The sequence below is a fragment of the Paraburkholderia aspalathi genome (assembly GCF_905220735.1).
GTDB lineage: Bacteria > Pseudomonadota > Gammaproteobacteria > Burkholderiales > Burkholderiaceae > Paraburkholderia > Paraburkholderia aspalathi.
Genome location: NZ_CAJNBA010000001.1, coordinates 2326280 through 2344151, shown reverse-complemented (window position 1 = coordinate 2344151; position 17872 = coordinate 2326280). Strand labels below are relative to the sequence as shown.

The following is a 17872-nucleotide window of genomic DNA, read 5'->3' as shown; positions in this document are numbered from 1 at the left end:
CTGCATGGCGCGGATGTCCAGCAAGCACGTTCAGTCAGCCTGACGCCAGATCCGGATTCGAGGTCCTCATGCATACGCCGCCGTTTCGTCTCGCCCAGCCTTCGCGTCTCAAACTGTCCGGCGACGAGCTTGCCGGCACCGGCTTGCGCGCGGCCGATCCGTGCTGCACGCCCGCCAAGGAGTCGTTCTCGAACACCAAACGGCGCGCGCGCCTCGCCGAGCTCGATGGCCAGTTGCATTGCTCGATCATCGGTACCTGTCTCAGCACGCATGAACTGCGCAAGCTGGTGCCTAAATTCACCGGCCTCGATCGCCGGGACGCGAGCGATCTGGAGATTCATCACTCGGCCGTCGAACTCGCGATCGATGGCGGCGCGGGCGCCAAAGCTCTGCACAAGTTGCTCGACGAGCACTATGCGGTGGCGATCCGCCGTTTCGACAAAGCCGCCGACGATGTCGAGTTGCTGAAGCTCTGGGACGAAGCGCTGAAAAGCGGTGAGATCCCGCCGGCTTACTGGGCCCTGATGACGCATCCGTGCGCGACTCTGCATGTGCGCCAGAAAGCGTTCGGTGAATTGCACATGCTGTCGCATCTGGTCGGTGCGGCGAATCGCGCGGACATCCGCAGGCTGGTTGCGCTCGAAGCGGAAAACGCCGAGTTGAAAGAGAAAGTCGAGCGGCAACAAAGCCGCTTGCAGGAACTCAGCACGCAGCGCGACGCAGCGATCGCCGCGCTCAACGAGCAGATCGCGCAACTCACCGCCCTCGCCACACGCCAGACGCCGACGGATCCTTCCGATCTCGAAGTGGAGATATCAAGGCTGCGCGACAAGCTCGCCGACAGCGACCAGCGGGTGGCGTTGCATACGAGCCGCCGTGAGGCCGCTGAACAGCGCGTGCTGCAAGAACAAGGCGCCGCACTCGCGTTACGCAAGAGCCGTGATGAAGCGTTGGCGCAGCTCCTGTTGGTGCAGAACGAATGCGACGCGCTGGAACGCGCGACAATGAATTCAACGGACGGCAACCATGGCGCGCAGATGCGGCAAGCCAGCCTCGACAGCGTGCGCGGCAAACGGATTGTCTACGTGGGCGGCCGCCCAAGTTCGAATGCCGCGCTCAAGCGGCTGGTGGAGGCCGCCGGCGGCGATTTCGTGGTGCACGACGGCGGTGTGGAAGATCGCAAAGGTCTGCTTGCTGCCGCGTTGCCGGGTGCGGATATCGTCGTGTTTCCGGTCGACTGCGTCGATCATGATTCGATGAATACGCTCAAGCGCGTGTGCGAGCGCCATCAGATCGACTATCACCCGTTGCGTACGGCGAGCGTGGCGAGCTTTGTGGAATTGGTGGACCGGCTGCGGCCCGAGCATCTTGCGCAGTTGGGCAATCCGCCGCCCTCGGCGTTTTGCCTACGCCACGGCTGAGCGCCGAATGCGAGAGGCCGCGCTCTCAAGCTCAGGAACGAATCAGCCGCGTCAACTCGGCGATCTGTTTCGCGCAGCTTCGCTGGGCCTCGTCTTCGACATCGCGGTACAGATGAATGATGCGTTCGCCGACCGGCGTCAGCGTGCAACCGCCGCCGCTTTGACCGCCCTGCTCCGAGTGCGTGGCCGGCGTTTTGAGCGAGCGATTCAGTTCGTCGATCAGCAGCCAGGCGCGCCGGTACGACATGCCGAGGCTGCGCGCCGCAGCCGAGATCGAGCCGTATTCGCGCACGGCTTCCAGCAGTTCGACTTTGCCCGGTCCGAGCGCGACAGCGTCGCCGCTGCGGATGCGCATTCTGAAGCGCACTTCGGGGCGTGGTTTCGCGGATTTTGTCGCGGGGCTTGGTTTGGTTTTCGCGGTATCAGCCATGCGCGAAAGCATACACGAACCGTCTCGCGCTGCCATCCTGGCTGAATGGCCTTCATCGGCGGTCGGGAAAGCAATGCCCATAGTCTTCGCAGCCCGGACAACCGGGTGCCGGGCCGGGCTGAAGCCCTAAGGAAAACGCGCGTTGCTGAGCGAGGAATTTCTTCCAGCGCAGATTCTCGACATTCAGCAACACGAGCGTGGGGAAATAGCGCGTCAGCATCCATGTGACTTCTTCCCGGCCCGCAAGACCGAGGTCACGCCATAGGTGATCCGGCCGCAAGCATGCGTGAGCGATGATTGAGGCGAGGCAGCGAGCGTCGTTCGTGTCGACGGCGGTACTGGCGTACGTGAGCAGGAGTGCGTGCAGCGTGGAGACGAATGCCGCGTGTTCGCTGGTGTCGACAGGTGGCAATGCGGGCAAGGAGGCAAACACGGGCGCAGAGGCACGCACAAAGTGCCGCTCCAGCAGCGCGCGCCACGCTGGCTGCGACAACCCAAGCAACACAAGTTCGTCGCGCACGTCGCGCGCGGCAATCAGCTTGGCGAACAATCGCGTATCGGGTGACGTGGGGTCCGTGGCTGCAACCAGCCACTTCGCCGTGCGCTCGGCAACCCGCGCATCGAGCGACGCGAACAGCGGTTCGGGGCTGGGCGCGGCAGGTTCCGCAACAGGCGAAAGCGGTTCGTCAGACATGGCGGCGGCACGATGAAGAACATCGAACCATATTACGCCCGTCATTCGAATCACCTACGCCAAGGGTTTTAAAACATGCGCTTCGATACGCGCGAGCCGTTTGACGTGGCGTGGCGCGGGCAGAATGTCCGAACCGGAAAACAGAATCGGCGCACCGTCTTCGGCATCGAGCGCGCGGCCGTCGCATTCATACGCAACGAGCACGTTCTCGCCGATCGGCGTGTTGAACAGTTCGTGCCATGAGAATGTCACAACGTAGCCATCGTGCCCCACCGCCACGAACACCGTCCGCTTGAACTCGCCCGGCACCTCGTTCGGCAAACCTGCTTCCGAGATCAGGGTCGTCAGACGCACACCGCGGTAAGGCTCAACGCTACGAATGAAACGATTCGTCGTGTAACAACGCAGATCGAATGGCCCGGCTAGCACGCTTTCGTAACGCTTGAGCCGCTCGAGGTCGAAAGACAGCGTCCGCTGGAACCGTCCACTCAGGACAAGCGCGCTTTCGACGGCAGGCGCGGCAATCACATTCACACTATCCATACGCAGTTATCTCCAGCATTGAAGCCTGACCAGGTTGTCCACCCGTTATTTCCGTGTGTATATTACGCTGCGATGGCCGCCTCGGTGCAAAAGCGCATCGATACGCAATATATCGCCAAGCATATCGGCCACTCCGCCGGCGGTGTCCACATCCATAGACCACACAGAGCGCGCAGCATCCCACAACGCAACGCGATGGCGTCGTAATATAGCGCTCTTAATAACGCATCGGGGTTAATCGCATGGTTCGCAAGCTGCTTGCATCTTTCGTGGTCGTCGCCGGCGTGGTGACGGCCGTGCCCGCCTTCGCGCAGGACGACACGGTCAACGTGCTGTACGCCGGTTCGCTCGTCAACCTGATGGAGCGCAGCGTCGGGCCGGCCTTCGAAAAGGCCACCGGCCAGCACTTCCGCGGCTACGCGGCGGGATCGAACAAGATCGCCAACGAGATCAAGGGCAAGCTGCGCCGCGGCGACGTGTTCATTAGCGCAAGCCCGAAGGTGAACACCAGCCTCATGGGTCAGGCGAACGGCGATCACGTCACGTGGTACGTGAACTTTGCCGAATCGCCGTTGATGATCGGCTATAACCCGCAAAGCAAATTCGCAGCGGACTTCAAGAGCAAGCGCTGGGACCAGGTGTTGCAGGAGCCGGGCATCCGCATCGGTCGCACCGATCCGAAGCTCGATCCGAAGGGCGCATTCACCGTCGAGATGATGACGAAGGCCGCGGAGCTCTACCATCAGCCGGACCTCGTCGAGAAGACGCTGGGCGACGCGGAAAATCCCGCGCAGGTTTTGCCTGAAGAAACGCTGGTGGGCCGTTTGCAATCTGGCCAGCTCGATGCCGGCTTCTTCTATTCGACCGAAACGTCCGACCTGAAAATTCCGGCGCTCCGTCCGGCGCCCGAATTGCAGGCCAAAGCGAGCTACACGCTGACGATTCTCAGCGACGCACCGAACCATGCGGGTGCCAGCAGCTTCGTCGACTTCCTGCTGAGCGCGCAAGGCCGCGCGTTGCTCAAGCAACACGGCGTGGACGTGATCAAACCGACCATTTCCGGCAATGTGCAAGCCATGCCGCCTTCGGTGCAAGCCGTGATCGACGCCGCGCAATAAGGCGGTGGAACAAGCAGTGGAACAGGCGGTGAAGCGGTCCGCCGCGCGGCCGTTGCTATGGCTGGCCGCGCTGCTTGCCGTCTATTTGTGCGCGCCGTTTATCGCGAGCGTGCCGCAACTCGGCGCGGCCGATTGGCCGAATGTCGATTGGCGCGCGGTGTGGTCGGCGGTCGGCATCTCGGCGGCGAGCGCCAGCGTGGCCTCGTTCGTGATTCTGCTCGGCGGCGTGCCGCTCGGCTATCTGCTGGCGCGCTCGAACTCGCGCAAGATGGCGCTGCTCGGCTTCGTCGTTCAGTTACCACTTGCGTTGCCGCCGCTCACGAGCGGCGTGCTGCTGCTGTTTCTGCTTGGGCCCTATAGCTGGGTCGGCCGCTTCACCAACGGAGCGCTGACGGATTCGTTTGCCGGCATCGTGCTCGCGGAAATCTTCGTGGCCGCGCCCTTCCTGATCATCGCCGCGAAATCGGCGTTCGCCGCCGTGGACCCCGTGCTCGACGACGTGGCCGCGACGCTCGGCCATCATGCAGGCAGCCGATTCTTCCGCGTGATGTTGCCGGTTGCGTGGCCGGCGATTCGCGCGGGACTCGCGCTGGCGTGGTTGCGTGCCTTCGGCGAATTCGGCGCGACGGTGATGGTGGCCTATCACCCGTATTCGCTGCCGGTGTACACGTACGTCGTATTCGGTGGCCAGGGCCTGCCGGCGATGATGCCGTTATTGCTGCCGACGCTCGCGATTGCGATTGTCTGCGCGGCATTGTCGATATATAGCCTTCGGCAGAAAGCCTCGCTCGAACAAACCGAAAACGGCGACGACGCGCTGGAACCCGGCACGGATCTGACGGCGAGCCGGAGCGAAACATCCGACCTTCGCCTCGCCTTTCATTTGCAGCGCCGATTAGGCGCGTTCGAACTCGACATCGCATGGGCGCCTGCCACGCGACGGCTTGCGATCATCGGCCCTTCGGGCTCCGGCAAATCCCTCGCATTGCGTCTGATTGCAGGGCTTGAATCCAACGCAGCCTGTTCCGTCCGGCTCGGCACAACCGACTTGAGCACACTGCCGCCCGAGCGCCGCCAGATCGGCTACATGCCGCAAGACTACGGCCTGTTCCCGCACATGACGGTGGCGCAGCAACTCGCGTTTCCCGTCGACGCCGACGCAGCCAGCGCGCGTTACTGGCTCGATCATCTCGGCCTCGCGCAACTGGTTGCGCGCTTGCCGCATCAATTGTCGTTCGGTCAGCGGCAACGCGTGGCGCTGGCACGAGCACTCACGCGTCACAGCGAATTGCTGCTGTTCGATGAGCCGTTCGCGGCGCTCGATACGCCCCGGCGGCGTCGTTTGCAGCAGTCCCTGCGCGCGTTGCAGCGCGAGATCGCGGCGGTGACGATCATCGTCACACACGATCCCGACGAAGCGGCTCTGCTTGCCGACGAAGTGCTGGTTGTCGAACAGGGCCGCGTGCTGCAGGCGGGTCCCATCGATGAGGTGTTCGAACGGCCGGCATCGATGCGCGTCGCCGAACTGCTCGGCTTGCACAACGTCGGCGAAGGTTTGATGACTGCGCCCGGGCGAGTCGAGATTGGCAATGGGTTGACGATCGCGACCGGCGATAGCGGTTTTGCGATTCCCGCCGGGCAACGGGTGATGTGGCGCATCTCGTCCCACGCCGTGCTTATTTCACCCGGCGGCGCCTATTCCGGCAAGGTGGACGCAGTCGAATTACGGCGCGGCGAGCGGTATGTCCGTCTGAATATCGCGGGGGTGCGCTTCGACATCGCGAACGAAGATGCCCGCTTGCGGGAAGGCAGCCCTTGTCGGATTGACGTTGATGCCAGAGGCTTATCGGTCTGGTATGTGAGCTGACATGTTGGGCCAAACAGCCGGCTAACCTTCAGCCGCGTGAGCCCTCTTCCTGATTTCAGAAAACGCCGCGTCGACGAGCAATTTTCCAGAATCGAAAACCGTGACGAGCGCCTCGTCCCAATCCCCTTCAACGGTACGGTCATCCCACGCCACCGGCAGCGTCACTGTCCGATACTCGCTTGTGTGACGATTCACCAGCAACGTAAGCCGCCCTTTCATCGACCGCTTGCCGGCATCCGTGACCGGGTCCTTGCGTACGTCATGCCATTCATCGCCAAGCCGGATGGCCGAACACTTCATGGCGAAACGCTGTGTGTCGCGATTGATCTGCTGCAACAACGCGCCACCCATGCCGAAGACGATGTTGTCTGCCGCAAAGCCGGCCTCATCCATGGCCGCAAGGATCGCTTCGATCGATTCCGGATTCACGCCATCACCCTGAATCACGCGCACGTTGTTGAGCACACGCCGCCCCTTGCCGTTCACCGTCGAACCGAACGACGCCTCGAGCGCCCGCATGGTCTGCAGGACAATCGTCAGCGGATCGCCGGAATCAGGCCGGATCACCAGCGTGCCGCCGGAGTCGAGCACGGCCTGCTTCAACGTCGTGCCCCAAACCTCGAGCGCGGCGAACAGGTCGTAGGAATCGGACACCACCGAAACGATCGCGCCAGGCTTGCCGAACTTCGCGATCATGTTGCGGAATGCGTCGGTCTCACGCTCGCGCCCCCATGATGTGATCGTGCTGTGCTCCGCGGCCGGTACGGAAAACGCCGCCATCGGTTCGTTGTAGTAGTGGTTTGCCGCGACCACACCGAGCACCGTATCCGAGCCCATGAAACTGACCAGATGCGCCGAGCCGCCAATCGCCGCCGACTCCGCACTCGACACGCCGCGCGCGCCGAAATCGTGCAGCTTGAACGGCAATTGCGTGAGGTCGTCGCTGCTCTTCTCCAGATACGCGCGGATCGTGTTGCGCAGATGCCAGCTTTGCGTCGCGACCGTAATCGGATACCACACGCGCAGCAACATCGTTTCCAGATACGAGGCCAGCCAGAATACCTCGGGATCGTCGCATTCGACCGTGACCAGAACGTTGTGCGTGGGCACGACCGAGCCTTCCGGCACCGCGCGAATCCGCACGGGCAGATAACCGTTATGGTGTTCGACGATGTAGCGCCAGCCGGCTTCGTTGAACGGTTCGCCATGCGCCGTGAAGAACGCCTTCGCCTGGTCGATCATGGCCGGCGTGATGGGCCGGCACAGATACTCCTTGATCAGCATCTGCAGGCCGAAGAACAACGTGCGGTCGTAGCGCCCGCCGCGCGACTCGATGTATGAAAACATCGCCGACGCTTCCGGCGGATACTGCAGGTAGTGCGACGCCTTGTACGAATCCGTGTTGAGGATCGGATTGGACAGAATCGACGCCATGTCGTGGAACGGGTTTGTATCGCTTTGCATGGATGATGTGGCGCTCGTGTGGATCGATCAGAGGTAGTCAGGCGGATTGGGGGTTTACCGTTTAGCGCCGCTCATTGCGGCTCATTGCGGCTTGCACCGCAAGAAAAACTACACGATACACCGTCAAAACACGCCCGGAATTACCCGGAACCGCACCTTACCCCTGTACGTCCGATACCGCTCGTCGTCGGACAGGAGCCGCTCCTCCCGCACGATGCGTCCAACCTGCAGCGCAAACTGGCATCCGTAGACAATCACGTTCTGAATCCCGAAGTTCGCCAGCAAGAACCCCACGTCCGTCACGAAATACCCGAGGTACATGGGATGACGCACGAATCGGTAAGCCCCGCGGGAAACGACCCCGCGATTGGCGGGCAAAATGCCGAACGACCTGCGCAGCGACACCTTCGCGAACAGTTGCCACAAAATCCCCAGAAGCTGCAGCGACGCACCCGCTGCCTCCGGAATAAGTTGGGTGCCGGGCGAAAGCCGCACCGCAAGAAAATAGAACGTGCCGCCCACCGAGCAGATGAAAGCGAAAGGCGTCCAGTCACGGTGGATGGGTACCCGCGCAAACAGCGACAACCCCAGGGTCATGAACGCACTGACCACCAGCAGCAGCAAGGTGATCCGTGTGGGCGCCGCGAGCCATTGCTTGACCGCGGCGTAAGTGAAGATGCTCAACATGAGCGCCGCGGCGACGCGCGCGAGGATTTCGACCAACGCCTCGCGCATGCCGCCAGCCGGCGCCACGCCCTCTCCACCGTCGGCGCCGGGCGCCGCGCCCGCCGGATCCACGATCGTGGCATCCTGGAGACGGCCCTCACCATCGAATTCCCGCGAAGGTGTGGTCTTTGTCATTGCACACTCGTTTCGATATGCGAATTATTATTCAAGCCTGCTTCATGAAGGCTTCCGGTCCGTCAATGTCGCAGCGTAGCAGTCACACCGGACGAATGTCCATATCATGCCACGCCCGCCTGGATTCAATTCTGGCGGGCGAGTTTCGGTGATCGGGTGGGTTCCGCGGCGGAATTGAGTTGCGAAGGCGGCGACGACCGGCGGCCTGAAGCCATCCGGCCGACAAGGCCGCGCCGATAACAGTCGAGATTCAGATGTAATCGTCGGGTCCGGCTGGGTCGACGTCCGCACCGCGCTCGTAGCCTCGTTCGGGCGACGGCGGCATCTCATGGATCGCGTCGCGCAGCGCATCGCGCTGAATCTCGGGTTGAGCCTTGCGTTTCATCGCCTCGGCGATCACCAGCGTGAACAGATCGGCCGGCGGCGCGACGAACAAGCTACGCGGCCGTGCGACAAGACGCTGATAGGAGAGAACGGCGCCGTGCGCCATGGTGTGATGGTCCAGCCGCAGTGCGGCCAGCTTGCTGATCGTTTTCATGACAACCCCCGAATGGTGAGCCATTTCAAGCCCGCGTCCAGGTAGGCCGTGCCCGCGCAATCGCGCCGGCACGGCGCCCAGTCCACCTCGTGAAGCGTGCCCCTCTATGGAGACTAAGGCCATCCCTCCCCGCATCGTCGCGCCGGCTGGTCCTGACCGTGCGCTGCCCCGCCCCTGTTCGTGCTGTACGTCGCGTGCCCGCAATGTGCTCGAGCACGGTACCTGTCGCTATTGCGATCAATTTAATTTCGGCCATCAACGCCAGGTCCGTCCAGTCTGACGGAAAAAATGGCGAGGTCAGCGTTTTACGTCGTCCGGTGAAGAATGACCGATGCTCCGCATCGACCATTCAGCCCACTTTTTTGACGTCCGTTTTTCAGTGGCCCCGCCACACCCTCGTAAGACACATTGGCTTCCCCGGCCGCGCTTACGAAGACGATGTTCACCGCCGGGCTCCGGCTGCTTTCCCCGAGCTACCGGAGCGGGCGGCAATGCATTCGCTTGTAAAGCTCCTATTGCAATGGCTGTGCCATGCGCTCTCAACCCCTTGATGCACGGTGAATTTCGCTGCCGCGCACCCCGCTGGACCCTGCCTCACGGCACACGTTGATTCGGATTTGACACGCGCCGCGTTCATCCTCTAACGCGCTGCAGAAGGATCTACCTGTCGGCGGGCCTGGACGCGCGCCTGGCCGGCCCCTGTCCGGCCACGTTTTGCGACGTAGCCCGGTCAAATATGCCGATGCTTCGGGCCACGAAACAGCTCTCGCAGCCCTTGCCCAAAATGTCGCAAGCTTGAGACACGGTGATTCGACGGTGCGGCATCCGTTGCACGACGACCACCGTGCGATTTGCAACGCTATGTGGGATTTCGCACATAACCGAGGTTGACCAACCATTCTTGAACCGCAAAAAGGCGCGTTAAAGCGGGAAAAACGTTTCTGAATCCAGATTTGTTTGTATGGCGCTCGAAAGCACTTTCGCTTATCGTTAAGCAATGCGCCACGTAGAGCGCGTCTGCCAGACCATAGAGGTAGAAAACGGCTTTTGTGATTCGGGGATGAAATAGTCAGGCGGCCTCACCGTTAAATGCTGTCCTGCTATCTGTCCGACGTGTAGCGCCTCGCGGTTTATGCCGCCGCTCTGCGTCCCCGCCATTGCCGCTACCGTGAATTCGTCATTGCCGGTCTGTCCAGTTCGTCGAAGAGCAGTTCTGAGAGCAGCAACAATCCGGGGGTCACATGAATACGACTTGCACGCCTGTCGACACCGAACGCACCGTTCTGTACGTGTCGAACTCGCCCGATCGGGATCTGGCCAGCTTCCTGGCCGCATCCGGCTGGCAAGCGGTGCACGCCAAAAGCACGGCAATCGCCGAACGCATGATCGAGCGCGACAATATCAAGGTCGGCCTCGTCGAATTGCCCGGTGACTGCACGTCCCAGCATTTGTCCGCTCTCGCCTCCTGCATGCGCCGCGTCGAAACCAATTGGGTCGCGCAGATCGCACCGGGCCAGTCGGACGACGAACTGGTCAGCCGCTTCATCCTCGATTATTGCTTCGATTTCGTCACCCGGCCCTGGCTGAACGAGCGGCTGGTCTTCGCGCTTGGCCACGCGCACGGGCTGTCGAGCCTGCGGCACGCGCCGGCCGCCCCCGAGCCTTCGCTCGGCCGGCACGGCATGGTTGGGCAATGCGAGGCGATGCAGCAGTTATACCGGCGCATCGACAAATGCGGCGTGACTGACGCACCGGTGTTCGTCGCCGGCGAATCGGGCACCGGCAAGGAACTGACCGCCCGTGCGATTCATGAGCGCTCGCCGCGCGCCGGCCGGGCCTTCGTCGCGATCAATTGCGCGGCCATTCCGCCGAGCCTGCTGCAAGCCGAATTGTTCGGCCACGAGCGCGGCGCCTTTACCGGCGCGCTGCAGCGCAAGATCGGCCGGATCGAAAGCGCTAACGAAGGCACCCTGTTTCTGGATGAAATCGGCGATATGCCGCACGAATGCCAGGCGGTGCTGCTGCGCTTCCTGCAGGAAGGCACCATCGAACGGCTGGGCGGCAATGGGCCGATCAACGTCGACGTACGAGTGATTTCGGCGACCCACGTCGATCTGGACAAAGCCGTCGAAGACGGCCGCTTCCGCTCCGACCTGTATCACCGCCTGTGCGTGCTGCGGCTCGTCGAGCCGCCCTTGCGCGAGCGCGGCGGTGACATCAAGCTGCTCGCCAACTATGCGCTCAGCATGTACCGGCAGGACGGCGCGCGTAAATTGCGCGGGCTGTCGAGCGACGCGATCGTCGCCATGTCGAACTATCCGTGGCCGGGCAATGTGCGCGAGCTGATCAACTGCGTGCGCCGGGCCGTGGTGATGAGCGAGGGCCGCTTTATCACGGCAAGCGACCTCGGCCTGCCGGAAACCGACAACGGGCCGGCCGTGACGCTGGCGGAGATCCGCAGCAAGGCCGAAAAGGACGCCATCGAGCATGCTTTGCAGCGGCACGGCTACAAATTGTCCGAAGCCGCGGCCGAGCTCGGCATTTCGCGGGCCACACTGTATCGCCTGATGCACGCAAGCCGGCTGCATCAGGACCCGGCGGCCGGACGCGCGTCGAACGTCGACGGCGGCGGTGCGGATGCCGATGACGAGGCAGAGCGGCAGGCGCCTTCGCTGGTTTAACCTCGCAGGTTTGACCTAAGGTCGCCGGAACGGGCAAATCTCCGCAAATAGCGCCGCGACCGCGCCGCCTCACGCGGCTCGGCCGGCCTGGCGCCGTAACCGCCTATCGGTTCTCCCTTGGCGTTGCTATGCTGAAAGCCGTTCATCCACCCTGGAGTGGACGTGGCCGATCAGCACGCCCCGGCGCTCGTGCGCCGCCCTTCCTCCACGCTCCCCGCCCAGGCGAGCCCGTGCGACGCGTTGGCCATCCACGCTCAGCCCCTCAGCTTCGATCATCCGTGCCGGCGCAAAAAGCTCGCGCTCGCCGCGACCATCCTCGGTTCGAGCATGGCGTTCATCGACGGCTCCGTGGTCAACGTCGCGCTGCCGTCGATCCAGACCGAACTGGGCGCGAGCGTCGCGGCGATCCAGTGGGTCGTCAACGCATATCTGTTGTTTCTCGGCGCGCTGGTGCTGGTGGGCGGCTCGCTCGGCGACAAGCTCGGCCGGCGCAGCGTGTTCATCGCGGGAATCGGCTTGTTCACGCTGGCTTCGATCGGCTGCGGCCTGGCGCCAGGCGTCGGCGCCCTGATCGCGGCGCGCGCCGTGCAAGGCATCGGCGCGGCAATGCTGGTGCCGAGCAGTCTCTCCATCATCGGCTCGGTATTCGACGACAAGGAGCGCGGCAAGGCGATCGGCACCTGGGCCGGCGTCGGCGCGATCACGTCGGCGGTCGGGCCGGTGGCGGGCGGCTGGCTCGTCGATGCGTTTTCGTGGCGGGCGATTTTCTTTCTGAACGTACCGATTGCGTGCGCAACCATCGGGCTGGCGATCGTCGCCGTGCCGGACAGCCGGCAGGAGAACGATCCATCGGACCCGGACCCCGCGCACAAAGGGCAAGCGCTGCCGAGGCTTGACTTGCCGGGCGCCATCACGGCAGCCGCAGGGCTCGCCGCGCTGACCTACGGCCTGACCATCGCCTCGGCGCGCGGCTTCGGCGACCGCTGGGTGCTGGCGTTGATCCTCGGTGGCCTCGTCGTGCTGTCCGGCTTCGTGATGCTCGAAGCGAAGGCCCGCAATCCGATGATGCCGCTCGACGTGTTTCGTTCGCGCGACTTCGTCGGCGCGAATCTCGTCACGCTGCTGCTCTATTTCGGGCTGGGCGGTGCGCTGTTCTTCCTGCCGTTCACGCTGATCCGCGCGTATGGCTATAGCGCGACCGAGGCGGGGGCCGCTCTGCTGCCGGTGCCGGTCACGATCGGCCTGCTGTCGCGTTTCACCGGTGGTCTGACGAGCCGTTACGGCGCACGGGCCTTGCTGGGTATCGGGCCGGTGATCGCGGCGATTGGCTTTGCGATGCTCGCGCTGCCCTGGGTCCGCAGCGACTATTGGCGCGGTTTCTTCCCCGCGCTCGTCGTGCTCGGGCTCGGCATGACGATTACCGTCGCACCGTTGACGACGACGGTAATGACATCCGTATCCGCCGCCCGCACGGGTGTCGCCTCGGGCATCAATAACGCCGTCGCTCGGGTGGCGAGTCTGCTGGCGATCGCGGTGCTCGGGATCGTGTTCGTGTGGTCGCACGACGCGGCACTCGACGCGCGGCTCGCTGCGTCGAACGTGCCGCAAGCGGCGCGTGAGTCGGCACGGTTGACGCAGGACACGATGAATGCGAGCGCGGCTGCGCCAGGCGCAACGGACGCCGCCACACGAGCCGAAGTGGCGCGCGCGCAAGCCGAAGCGCTCGGGGCGGCCCTGCGGGCGGTGGCGCTGGTATCGGCGATGTGCGCGCTGGCCGGCGCGGCGCTCGCGGTGTTGACGATCCGCAAGGCTAGTGGAAAAACGACGGCACCAAGTTAAGAGGTAGGCCCCGAGGCACCGCGCCGCTTGCGATCCGAGCGGGCCTTCATACCGCCATTGAGCACGGCCATTAAATGCCGCCCCCCGCTCAACGACCGTTCAGAACGCAGTGAAACGTCGCAGTCGAGCAGTCTTCATACTGCTACTCACCTGCTTCAAACCACCCCCACCCGATCGGGAGCCTGCACATGACGATTACCTGCTTCATCCGCTATCAGATCGACCCGTTCCAACGCGAAGCCTTCAACGACTACGCTCGCAACTGGGGCCGCATTATTCCGCGCTGCGGCGGCCATCTGATCGGCTACTTTCTGCCGTACGAAGGGACCAACGACGTCGCCTGGGGATTGATCGCGTTCGACAGCCTCGCCGCGTACGAAACGTATCGGGCGCGGCTGCGCTCCGACGCCGAAGCCCGGGAAAATTTCCTGTTTGCGCAGACGAAGCGTTTCATTCTGCGCGAGGAGCGCACCTTCACCGAGGTGGTCGAAGGCACGCTCGGCGTGGCCGCGACGGATTCGGTGGAAGCAACGGAATAGGCATTGCCGGGCCTGAGCACCCTGTAGTGCGGAGCCCGTGTGCTTTCGCGCCAACCCTTTTGACGACGCAGCCCCGCGCGGGGCTGCGTCCGCGCATGGCCGCTTGTCCCACGGCGCCTGCCGCCTCAGTAGGTTTCAAGCCGCGCGACCTTGCGCGCTACGCCGCGGACTGCGCCTCGGTCGGGCAAGCTTTCTGCTGCCTGACGTTACAATTCGGACCAACTGGCCGAACCTCCGTGTGAACACCAATACCCGCCGCGGATGGAACTTGTACGACTAAACGCGTGTCGGTCCAAGGTCACCCCGCCGAATCGACCTGCGCGTCCCGGCACCGCCGTCCGCACCTGGTACCCCGCCTTACACCCTATGCGCAAAAAACTCCAAGCCTGGCTTGTCATTTTTCTCCTTCTGAGCGCCTCGCCGGTCTTTGCTGCCGCGGCGCAACCCGCCGCCTCAGCCGCATCCGGCGTCGCGCCTACCCTGACGCCCGAACAGGCCCGCCAGGCCCTCAGCGTCCTCAATGACCCCACACGCCGCGCGCAAGTCAGCGACACGCTACAGGCGATCGCCGCAGCGGGCGCACTCAGCGCTCCACCGGCCTCGGCGGCCGCGGCTGCGTCGGCACCCGCCGCGGCCAGCAGCGCCAGCGCGCTCGTCCCAGCCGCCTTCAAGTCCAATGGCCTCGCCTCGCAACTGGCGCGTCAGGGCGCGCATTGGGCTGTACACCTCGGCAAGTCATTGCGCAGTTCGGTCGCCGCGCTGCTCGACCTCGCTTCGGTGCGTGCCTGGTGGCATTGGCAATCGACCAGCCCGCAAGCGCGCGGCGTGCTCGGCCAGGTCGCATGGTCGCTGCTGGCGGCACTGCTGCCGGCGCTCGCGCTCGAATGGCTCGCGCGCCGCCTGTTGCGCCGCGCGTACGCGGCTCTTGCCGCGCGCCGCGAACGTGGCGATGAAGACGGGGCATTGCAAGCCGACCTGCCCGCCGACGTCCAGCCGCAACCGGCCGATGCGCCGAATGCCGCGCCGCCGCTGCCCGTTTCACCGACTTCGGCCGATGCAACGGCACAGGCGGCGAAGCCCGGCGCGTCCATAACAACGCCTACGCCCACCGCCGGCAAAGCCGCCGACGCCAAAGGCGAGCAGAAGGCCGTGCATCACCTGACGCTGCTGCAGCGCCTGCCGCGCGCGCTCCTGACGATGGTGCTGCGCCTGTTGCCGCTGGCGGTGTTCGTCGGCGCGGCGAGCGCACTGATGTCGATCGTCACCGAGGACGGCACGCCGCAAGATCGCGCGCTCGATTCGCTGATCGACATCTACGTGCTGTGCCGCCTGATTGTGATCGTCAGCGGCTTCTTCCTGCAGCCGAGCGCGCCCCGCCTGCGCCTGTTGCGCATGAGCGATGCGTGGGCTGCTTTCGTGCAGCGCTGGATCGTACGGATCGTCGCCGTGGTCGGCGCCGGTTCGGCGATCGCGGAGATCGCGCAGTCGCTCGGCTTGAACGACGCGGCGCATCTCGCGCTGATGAAAGTGGTCGCGCTCGCCGGCCACATCATGATCTCGATTCTGATTCTGAAATGCAGGAAGCCGGTCGGCGAATTGATCCGCAGGCGCTTTGCCGCGAGCGAATCGCTGGAAATGTTCGGCAACGCGCTCGCCGATGCGTGGGCCGGATTCGCGGCGTTCGTGGTGATGGCGCTGTGGTTCATCTGGGCGCTCGACGTGCAGAACGGCTATCGCACCCTGCTGCATCTCGGCGGTATTACGCTGGCGATTCTGGTGGGCGCGCGAGTCGTCGCGATCGTAATTTTCGGCGCCATGGCGCGGCTCTTCAACGTACAGGGCGACGCGGAGAAGTCGCTCGTGCAACAGCATGCCTACCGCTATTACCCGCTGCTGCGGCGGGTCGTCGCGTGGCTCATCGGCATTGTCACCGCGCTCGCGCTGCTGCAGGTTTGGGGCGTCGACGTGGGCGAACTGTTCCGGGCCGGGTCGATCGGCCATCGGCTGGCTTCGGCGCTGGTCACGATCGGGGTCGCCGCGGTGATCGCGCTGGTGGTGTGGGAAGGCGCCAACGTGTCGATCGAACGGCGGCTGGACCGTTGGACCACCAGCGGCGACCTCGTGCGCGCCGCACGTCTGCGTACCCTGCTGCCGATGCTGCGCAGCGCGCTCTTTTGCGTGATCGCGCTGGTCGTGGTGCTCACCGGCCTGAGCGAACTCGGTGTGAACATCGGGCCGCTGCTGGCGGGCGCGAGTATTTTCGGCGTGGCGCTCGGCTTCGGCTCGCAAAAGCTGGTGCAGGATTTCATCACCGGCATGTTCCTGTTGATGGAAAACGCCATGCAGGTCGGCGACTGGGTCACGCTCGCGGGCGTATCGGGTACGGTTGAATATCTGTCGATCCGCACCGTTCGCTTGCGCGGCAGCGACGGTTCGCTCTTCACCGTGCCATTCAGTTCGGTCACGACGGTGAACAACACCAATCGCGGACTCGGCAATGCCGCGGTGAAAGTGAATATCGTGTTCGGCGAGGACGTCGATCTGGCAATCGCCACGCTGAAGGAAATCGGCGCCGCGCTGCGCGAAGACGAGAAGTTCAAGGACGGCATCCTGTCCGACTTCAGCTTCTGGGGCGTGGATGCCGTGGACGGTTCAGCGGTCACGCTGGCCGGCCAGATCCAATGCCGCGACACCGCGCGCTGGGGCGTGCAGCGCGAATTCAACCGGCGCATTCTCGACCAGTTCAGCGCGCGCGGCATCGAAATCGCGAACCCGCAGCGGCATTTGCTGACGTGGGACCCTGAGAGCGTACCGGCCAAAGTCGAATCGAACGGCGCGCCGGACGTAGGCCCCAACGCTGCTGCGAAGAGCGAACCGGCTTCAACGGCACCTGCCGACGCCTCGCTGAAAGCGGCGGCCGGCAAGGCCGACGCGCCGGTTGAAGATCAAGTGCCGGTCGACCCTAAACCGGCCGGTGGCCCAGAAACGCCAGCAAATCCTGGTTCAGCTTCTCCGCATGAGTGAAGTACAGGCCGTGGCCGGCGCCTTCGTAGACGTTCAATGAAGCGCCTTCGATCAGCGCCGCGGTCGGCCGTCCGGTCAGCTCGAGCGGCGCAGAGGCGTCCCGATCACCGTGCACGACGAGCGACGGCACCCCGACGCGGGCCAGTTCCGCGCGGAAATCGGTGATGGTTTGGACGCGGGCGAGTTCGAGCATGGCCTGATGCGAGGTTTGCAGCATCATGCGGATCGTCCAGTCGAGCGGCGCGCGCGACACACCCGGGCCGAAGTACGGCGCGGCATTCGCCTCGATCCAGTCGGGGAAGGAACGGCTCAGCGCGAGGCGGCCTTGCTCGAATAGTACGGCGTCGATCCCGTTCGGGTTGTCTTCGGTTTTCAGCAGATACGGCGTGGCTGCCGGCGCGATGAATGCAATCCGGGCCACGCGTTCCGAACCGTGCCGCGTCAGGTAACGCACCGCTTCGCCGCTCGCGATCGAATGCGCGACCAGTGTCACATTGTTCAGATCGAGTGTGCTGAGCACGCTGTCGAGATCGTCGGCGAGCGTGTCGAAGTCGTAGCCACGCCCGGGATCGCTCGAACGGCCGTGGCCGCGGCGGTCATAAGCGATGCAGCGGCAGCCGAGGCGCGATAGCGGCTCCATCTGATACGACCACATGTCGGAATTCAGCGTCCAGCCGGACAAGAACACGAGCGGCGCGCCTTGCCCCCAATCGCGGTAGAAAAGGCGCGTGTGATCGGCGGTGCGGATCGTGTTGGGCTCGTCGGTGAGATACGGTGCGGTCGCGTTCATGGAAGTCTCCTTACCTTGGGTCGGAATCGTTGTGCCGTGCCGCCACTTTGCCTGGCGGGTGTA

General features: G+C 64.0%; 14 protein-coding genes. 7 read left to right on the top strand and 7 right to left on the bottom strand.

Going from position 1 to position 17872, the window contains the following annotated elements; all coding sequences use genetic code 11:
• Nucleotides 1-68: 68 nt before the first annotated feature.
• Nucleotides 69-1421, top strand: a complete 1353-nt coding sequence (locus KHO30_RS10380; protein WP_211700787.1) for a DUF2325 domain-containing protein — start codon at nt 69-71, stop codon at nt 1419-1421.
• Nucleotides 1422-1452: 31 nt separating this feature from the next.
• Here the strand turns inward: KHO30_RS10380 and KHO30_RS10375 are convergent, their stop codons facing one another.
• The 3 genes from KHO30_RS10375 to KHO30_RS10365 all read right to left on the bottom strand — a co-directional run bounded on the left by KHO30_RS10375 (nt 1453) and on the right by KHO30_RS10365 (nt 3088).
• Nucleotides 1453-1776: a winged helix-turn-helix domain-containing protein gene (locus tag KHO30_RS10375; protein ID WP_093636141.1), complete on the bottom strand. Its 324-nt coding sequence runs from the start codon at nt 1774-1776 to the stop codon at nt 1453-1455.
• A gap of 127 nt (nt 1777-1903) precedes the next feature.
• The gene (locus KHO30_RS10370) at nt 1904-2545 is read right to left on the bottom strand and encodes a nitrogen fixation protein NifQ (protein ID WP_211700785.1); all 642 of its coding nucleotides are present in this window, start codon (nt 2543-2545) and stop codon (nt 1904-1906) included.
• Between the two features lie 54 nt (nt 2546-2599).
• Complete coding sequence (locus KHO30_RS10365) at nt 2600-3088, bottom strand: molybdopterin-dependent oxidoreductase (RefSeq protein WP_211700783.1); 489 nt, start codon at nt 3086-3088, stop codon at nt 2600-2602.
• A gap of 242 nt (nt 3089-3330) precedes the next feature.
• Here KHO30_RS10365 and KHO30_RS10360 point away from each other — a divergent pair, with 242 nt between their 5' ends.
• Nucleotides 3331-4206, top strand: coding sequence for an extracellular solute-binding protein (locus KHO30_RS10360; protein WP_211700781.1), 876 nt, complete (start codon nt 3331-3333; stop codon nt 4204-4206).
• Between the two features lie 28 nt (nt 4207-4234).
• Nucleotides 4235-6073 (top strand): ABC transporter ATP-binding protein/permease, encoded by a 1839-nt coding sequence (locus KHO30_RS10355; protein WP_211701016.1) that lies wholly within the window; start codon nt 4235-4237, stop codon nt 6071-6073.
• A gap of 21 nt (nt 6074-6094) precedes the next feature.
• Here the strand turns inward: KHO30_RS10355 and KHO30_RS10350 are convergent, their stop codons facing one another.
• The 3 genes from KHO30_RS10350 to KHO30_RS10340 form a co-directional block, all read right to left on the bottom strand.
• Nucleotides 6095-7537, bottom strand: a complete 1443-nt coding sequence (locus tag KHO30_RS10350) for a nicotinate phosphoribosyltransferase (protein ID WP_200618806.1) — start codon at nt 7535-7537, stop codon at nt 6095-6097.
• A 123-nt stretch (nt 7538-7660) separates the two neighbouring features.
• Complete coding sequence (locus KHO30_RS10345) at nt 7661-8272, bottom strand: methyltransferase family protein (RefSeq protein ID WP_167378418.1); 612 nt, start codon at nt 8270-8272, stop codon at nt 7661-7663.
• Nucleotides 8273-8648: 376 nt separating this feature from the next.
• Nucleotides 8649-8936: a hypothetical protein gene (locus KHO30_RS10340; RefSeq protein WP_307850029.1), complete on the bottom strand. Its 288-nt coding sequence runs from the start codon at nt 8934-8936 to the stop codon at nt 8649-8651.
• A 1241-nt stretch (nt 8937-10177) separates the two neighbouring features.
• On the opposite strand from KHO30_RS10340, the gene KHO30_RS10335 reads away from it, so the two are divergent.
• The 4 genes from KHO30_RS10335 to KHO30_RS10320 all read left to right on the top strand — a co-directional run bounded on the left by KHO30_RS10335 (nt 10178) and on the right by KHO30_RS10320 (nt 17019).
• Nucleotides 10178-11617, top strand: coding sequence for a sigma-54-dependent transcriptional regulator (locus KHO30_RS10335; protein ID WP_093635814.1), 1440 nt, complete (start codon nt 10178-10180; stop codon nt 11615-11617).
• Nucleotides 11618-11779: 162 nt separating this feature from the next.
• Nucleotides 11780-13456, top strand: coding sequence for an MFS transporter (locus tag KHO30_RS10330; RefSeq protein WP_211700779.1), 1677 nt, complete (start codon nt 11780-11782; stop codon nt 13454-13456).
• 188 nt (nt 13457-13644) lie between these two features.
• On the top strand, nt 13645-13995 hold the full coding sequence (locus tag KHO30_RS10325) for an NIPSNAP family protein (protein WP_093635818.1): 351 nt from the start codon (nt 13645-13647) through the stop codon (nt 13993-13995).
• 366 nt (nt 13996-14361) lie between these two features.
• Entirely contained in the window at nt 14362-17019 is a 2658-nt protein-coding gene (locus KHO30_RS10320; protein WP_211700777.1) for a mechanosensitive ion channel family protein, read from the top strand.
• Here the strand turns inward: KHO30_RS10320 and KHO30_RS10315 are convergent.
• Nucleotides 16958-17809, bottom strand: a complete 852-nt coding sequence (locus KHO30_RS10315) for an alpha/beta fold hydrolase (protein ID WP_211700775.1) — start codon at nt 17807-17809, stop codon at nt 16958-16960. The two genes, KHO30_RS10320 and KHO30_RS10315, sit on opposite strands and share 62 nt — an antisense overlap.
• Nucleotides 17810-17872: the final 63 nt, after the last annotated feature.

Excerpts from the sequence above, each read along its gene's own strand:
- KHO30_RS10350 (WP_200618806.1), bottom strand. The coding sequence starts at position 7,537 with ATGCAAAGCGATACAAACCCGTTCCACGACATGGCGTCGATTCTGTCC.
- KHO30_RS10335 (WP_093635814.1), top strand. The coding sequence starts at position 10,178 with ATGAATACGACTTGCACGCCTGTCGACACCGAACGCACCGTTCTGTAC.
- KHO30_RS10370 (WP_211700785.1), bottom strand. The coding sequence starts at position 2,545 with ATGTCTGACGAACCGCTTTCGCCTGTTGCGGAACCTGCCGCGCCCAGC.
- KHO30_RS10375 (WP_093636141.1), bottom strand. The coding sequence starts at position 1,776 with ATGCGCATCCGCAGCGGCGACGCTGTCGCGCTCGGACCGGGCAAAGTC.
- KHO30_RS10360 (WP_211700781.1), top strand. The coding sequence starts at position 3,331 with ATGGTTCGCAAGCTGCTTGCATCTTTCGTGGTCGTCGCCGGCGTGGTG.
- KHO30_RS10365 (WP_211700783.1), bottom strand. The coding sequence starts at position 3,088 with ATGGATAGTGTGAATGTGATTGCCGCGCCTGCCGTCGAAAGCGCGCTT.
- KHO30_RS10380 (WP_211700787.1), top strand. The coding sequence starts at position 69 with ATGCATACGCCGCCGTTTCGTCTCGCCCAGCCTTCGCGTCTCAAACTG.
- KHO30_RS10315 (WP_211700775.1), bottom strand. The coding sequence starts at position 17,809 with ATGAACGCGACCGCACCGTATCTCACCGACGAGCCCAACACGATCCGC.
- KHO30_RS10320 (WP_211700777.1), top strand. The coding sequence starts at position 14,362 with ATGCGCAAAAAACTCCAAGCCTGGCTTGTCATTTTTCTCCTTCTGAGC.
- KHO30_RS10325 (WP_093635818.1), top strand. The coding sequence starts at position 13,645 with ATGACGATTACCTGCTTCATCCGCTATCAGATCGACCCGTTCCAACGC.
- KHO30_RS10340 (WP_307850029.1), bottom strand. The coding sequence starts at position 8,936 with ATGAAAACGATCAGCAAGCTGGCCGCACTGCGGCTGGACCATCACACC.
- KHO30_RS10345 (WP_167378418.1), bottom strand. The coding sequence starts at position 8,272 with ATGCGCGAGGCGTTGGTCGAAATCCTCGCGCGCGTCGCCGCGGCGCTC.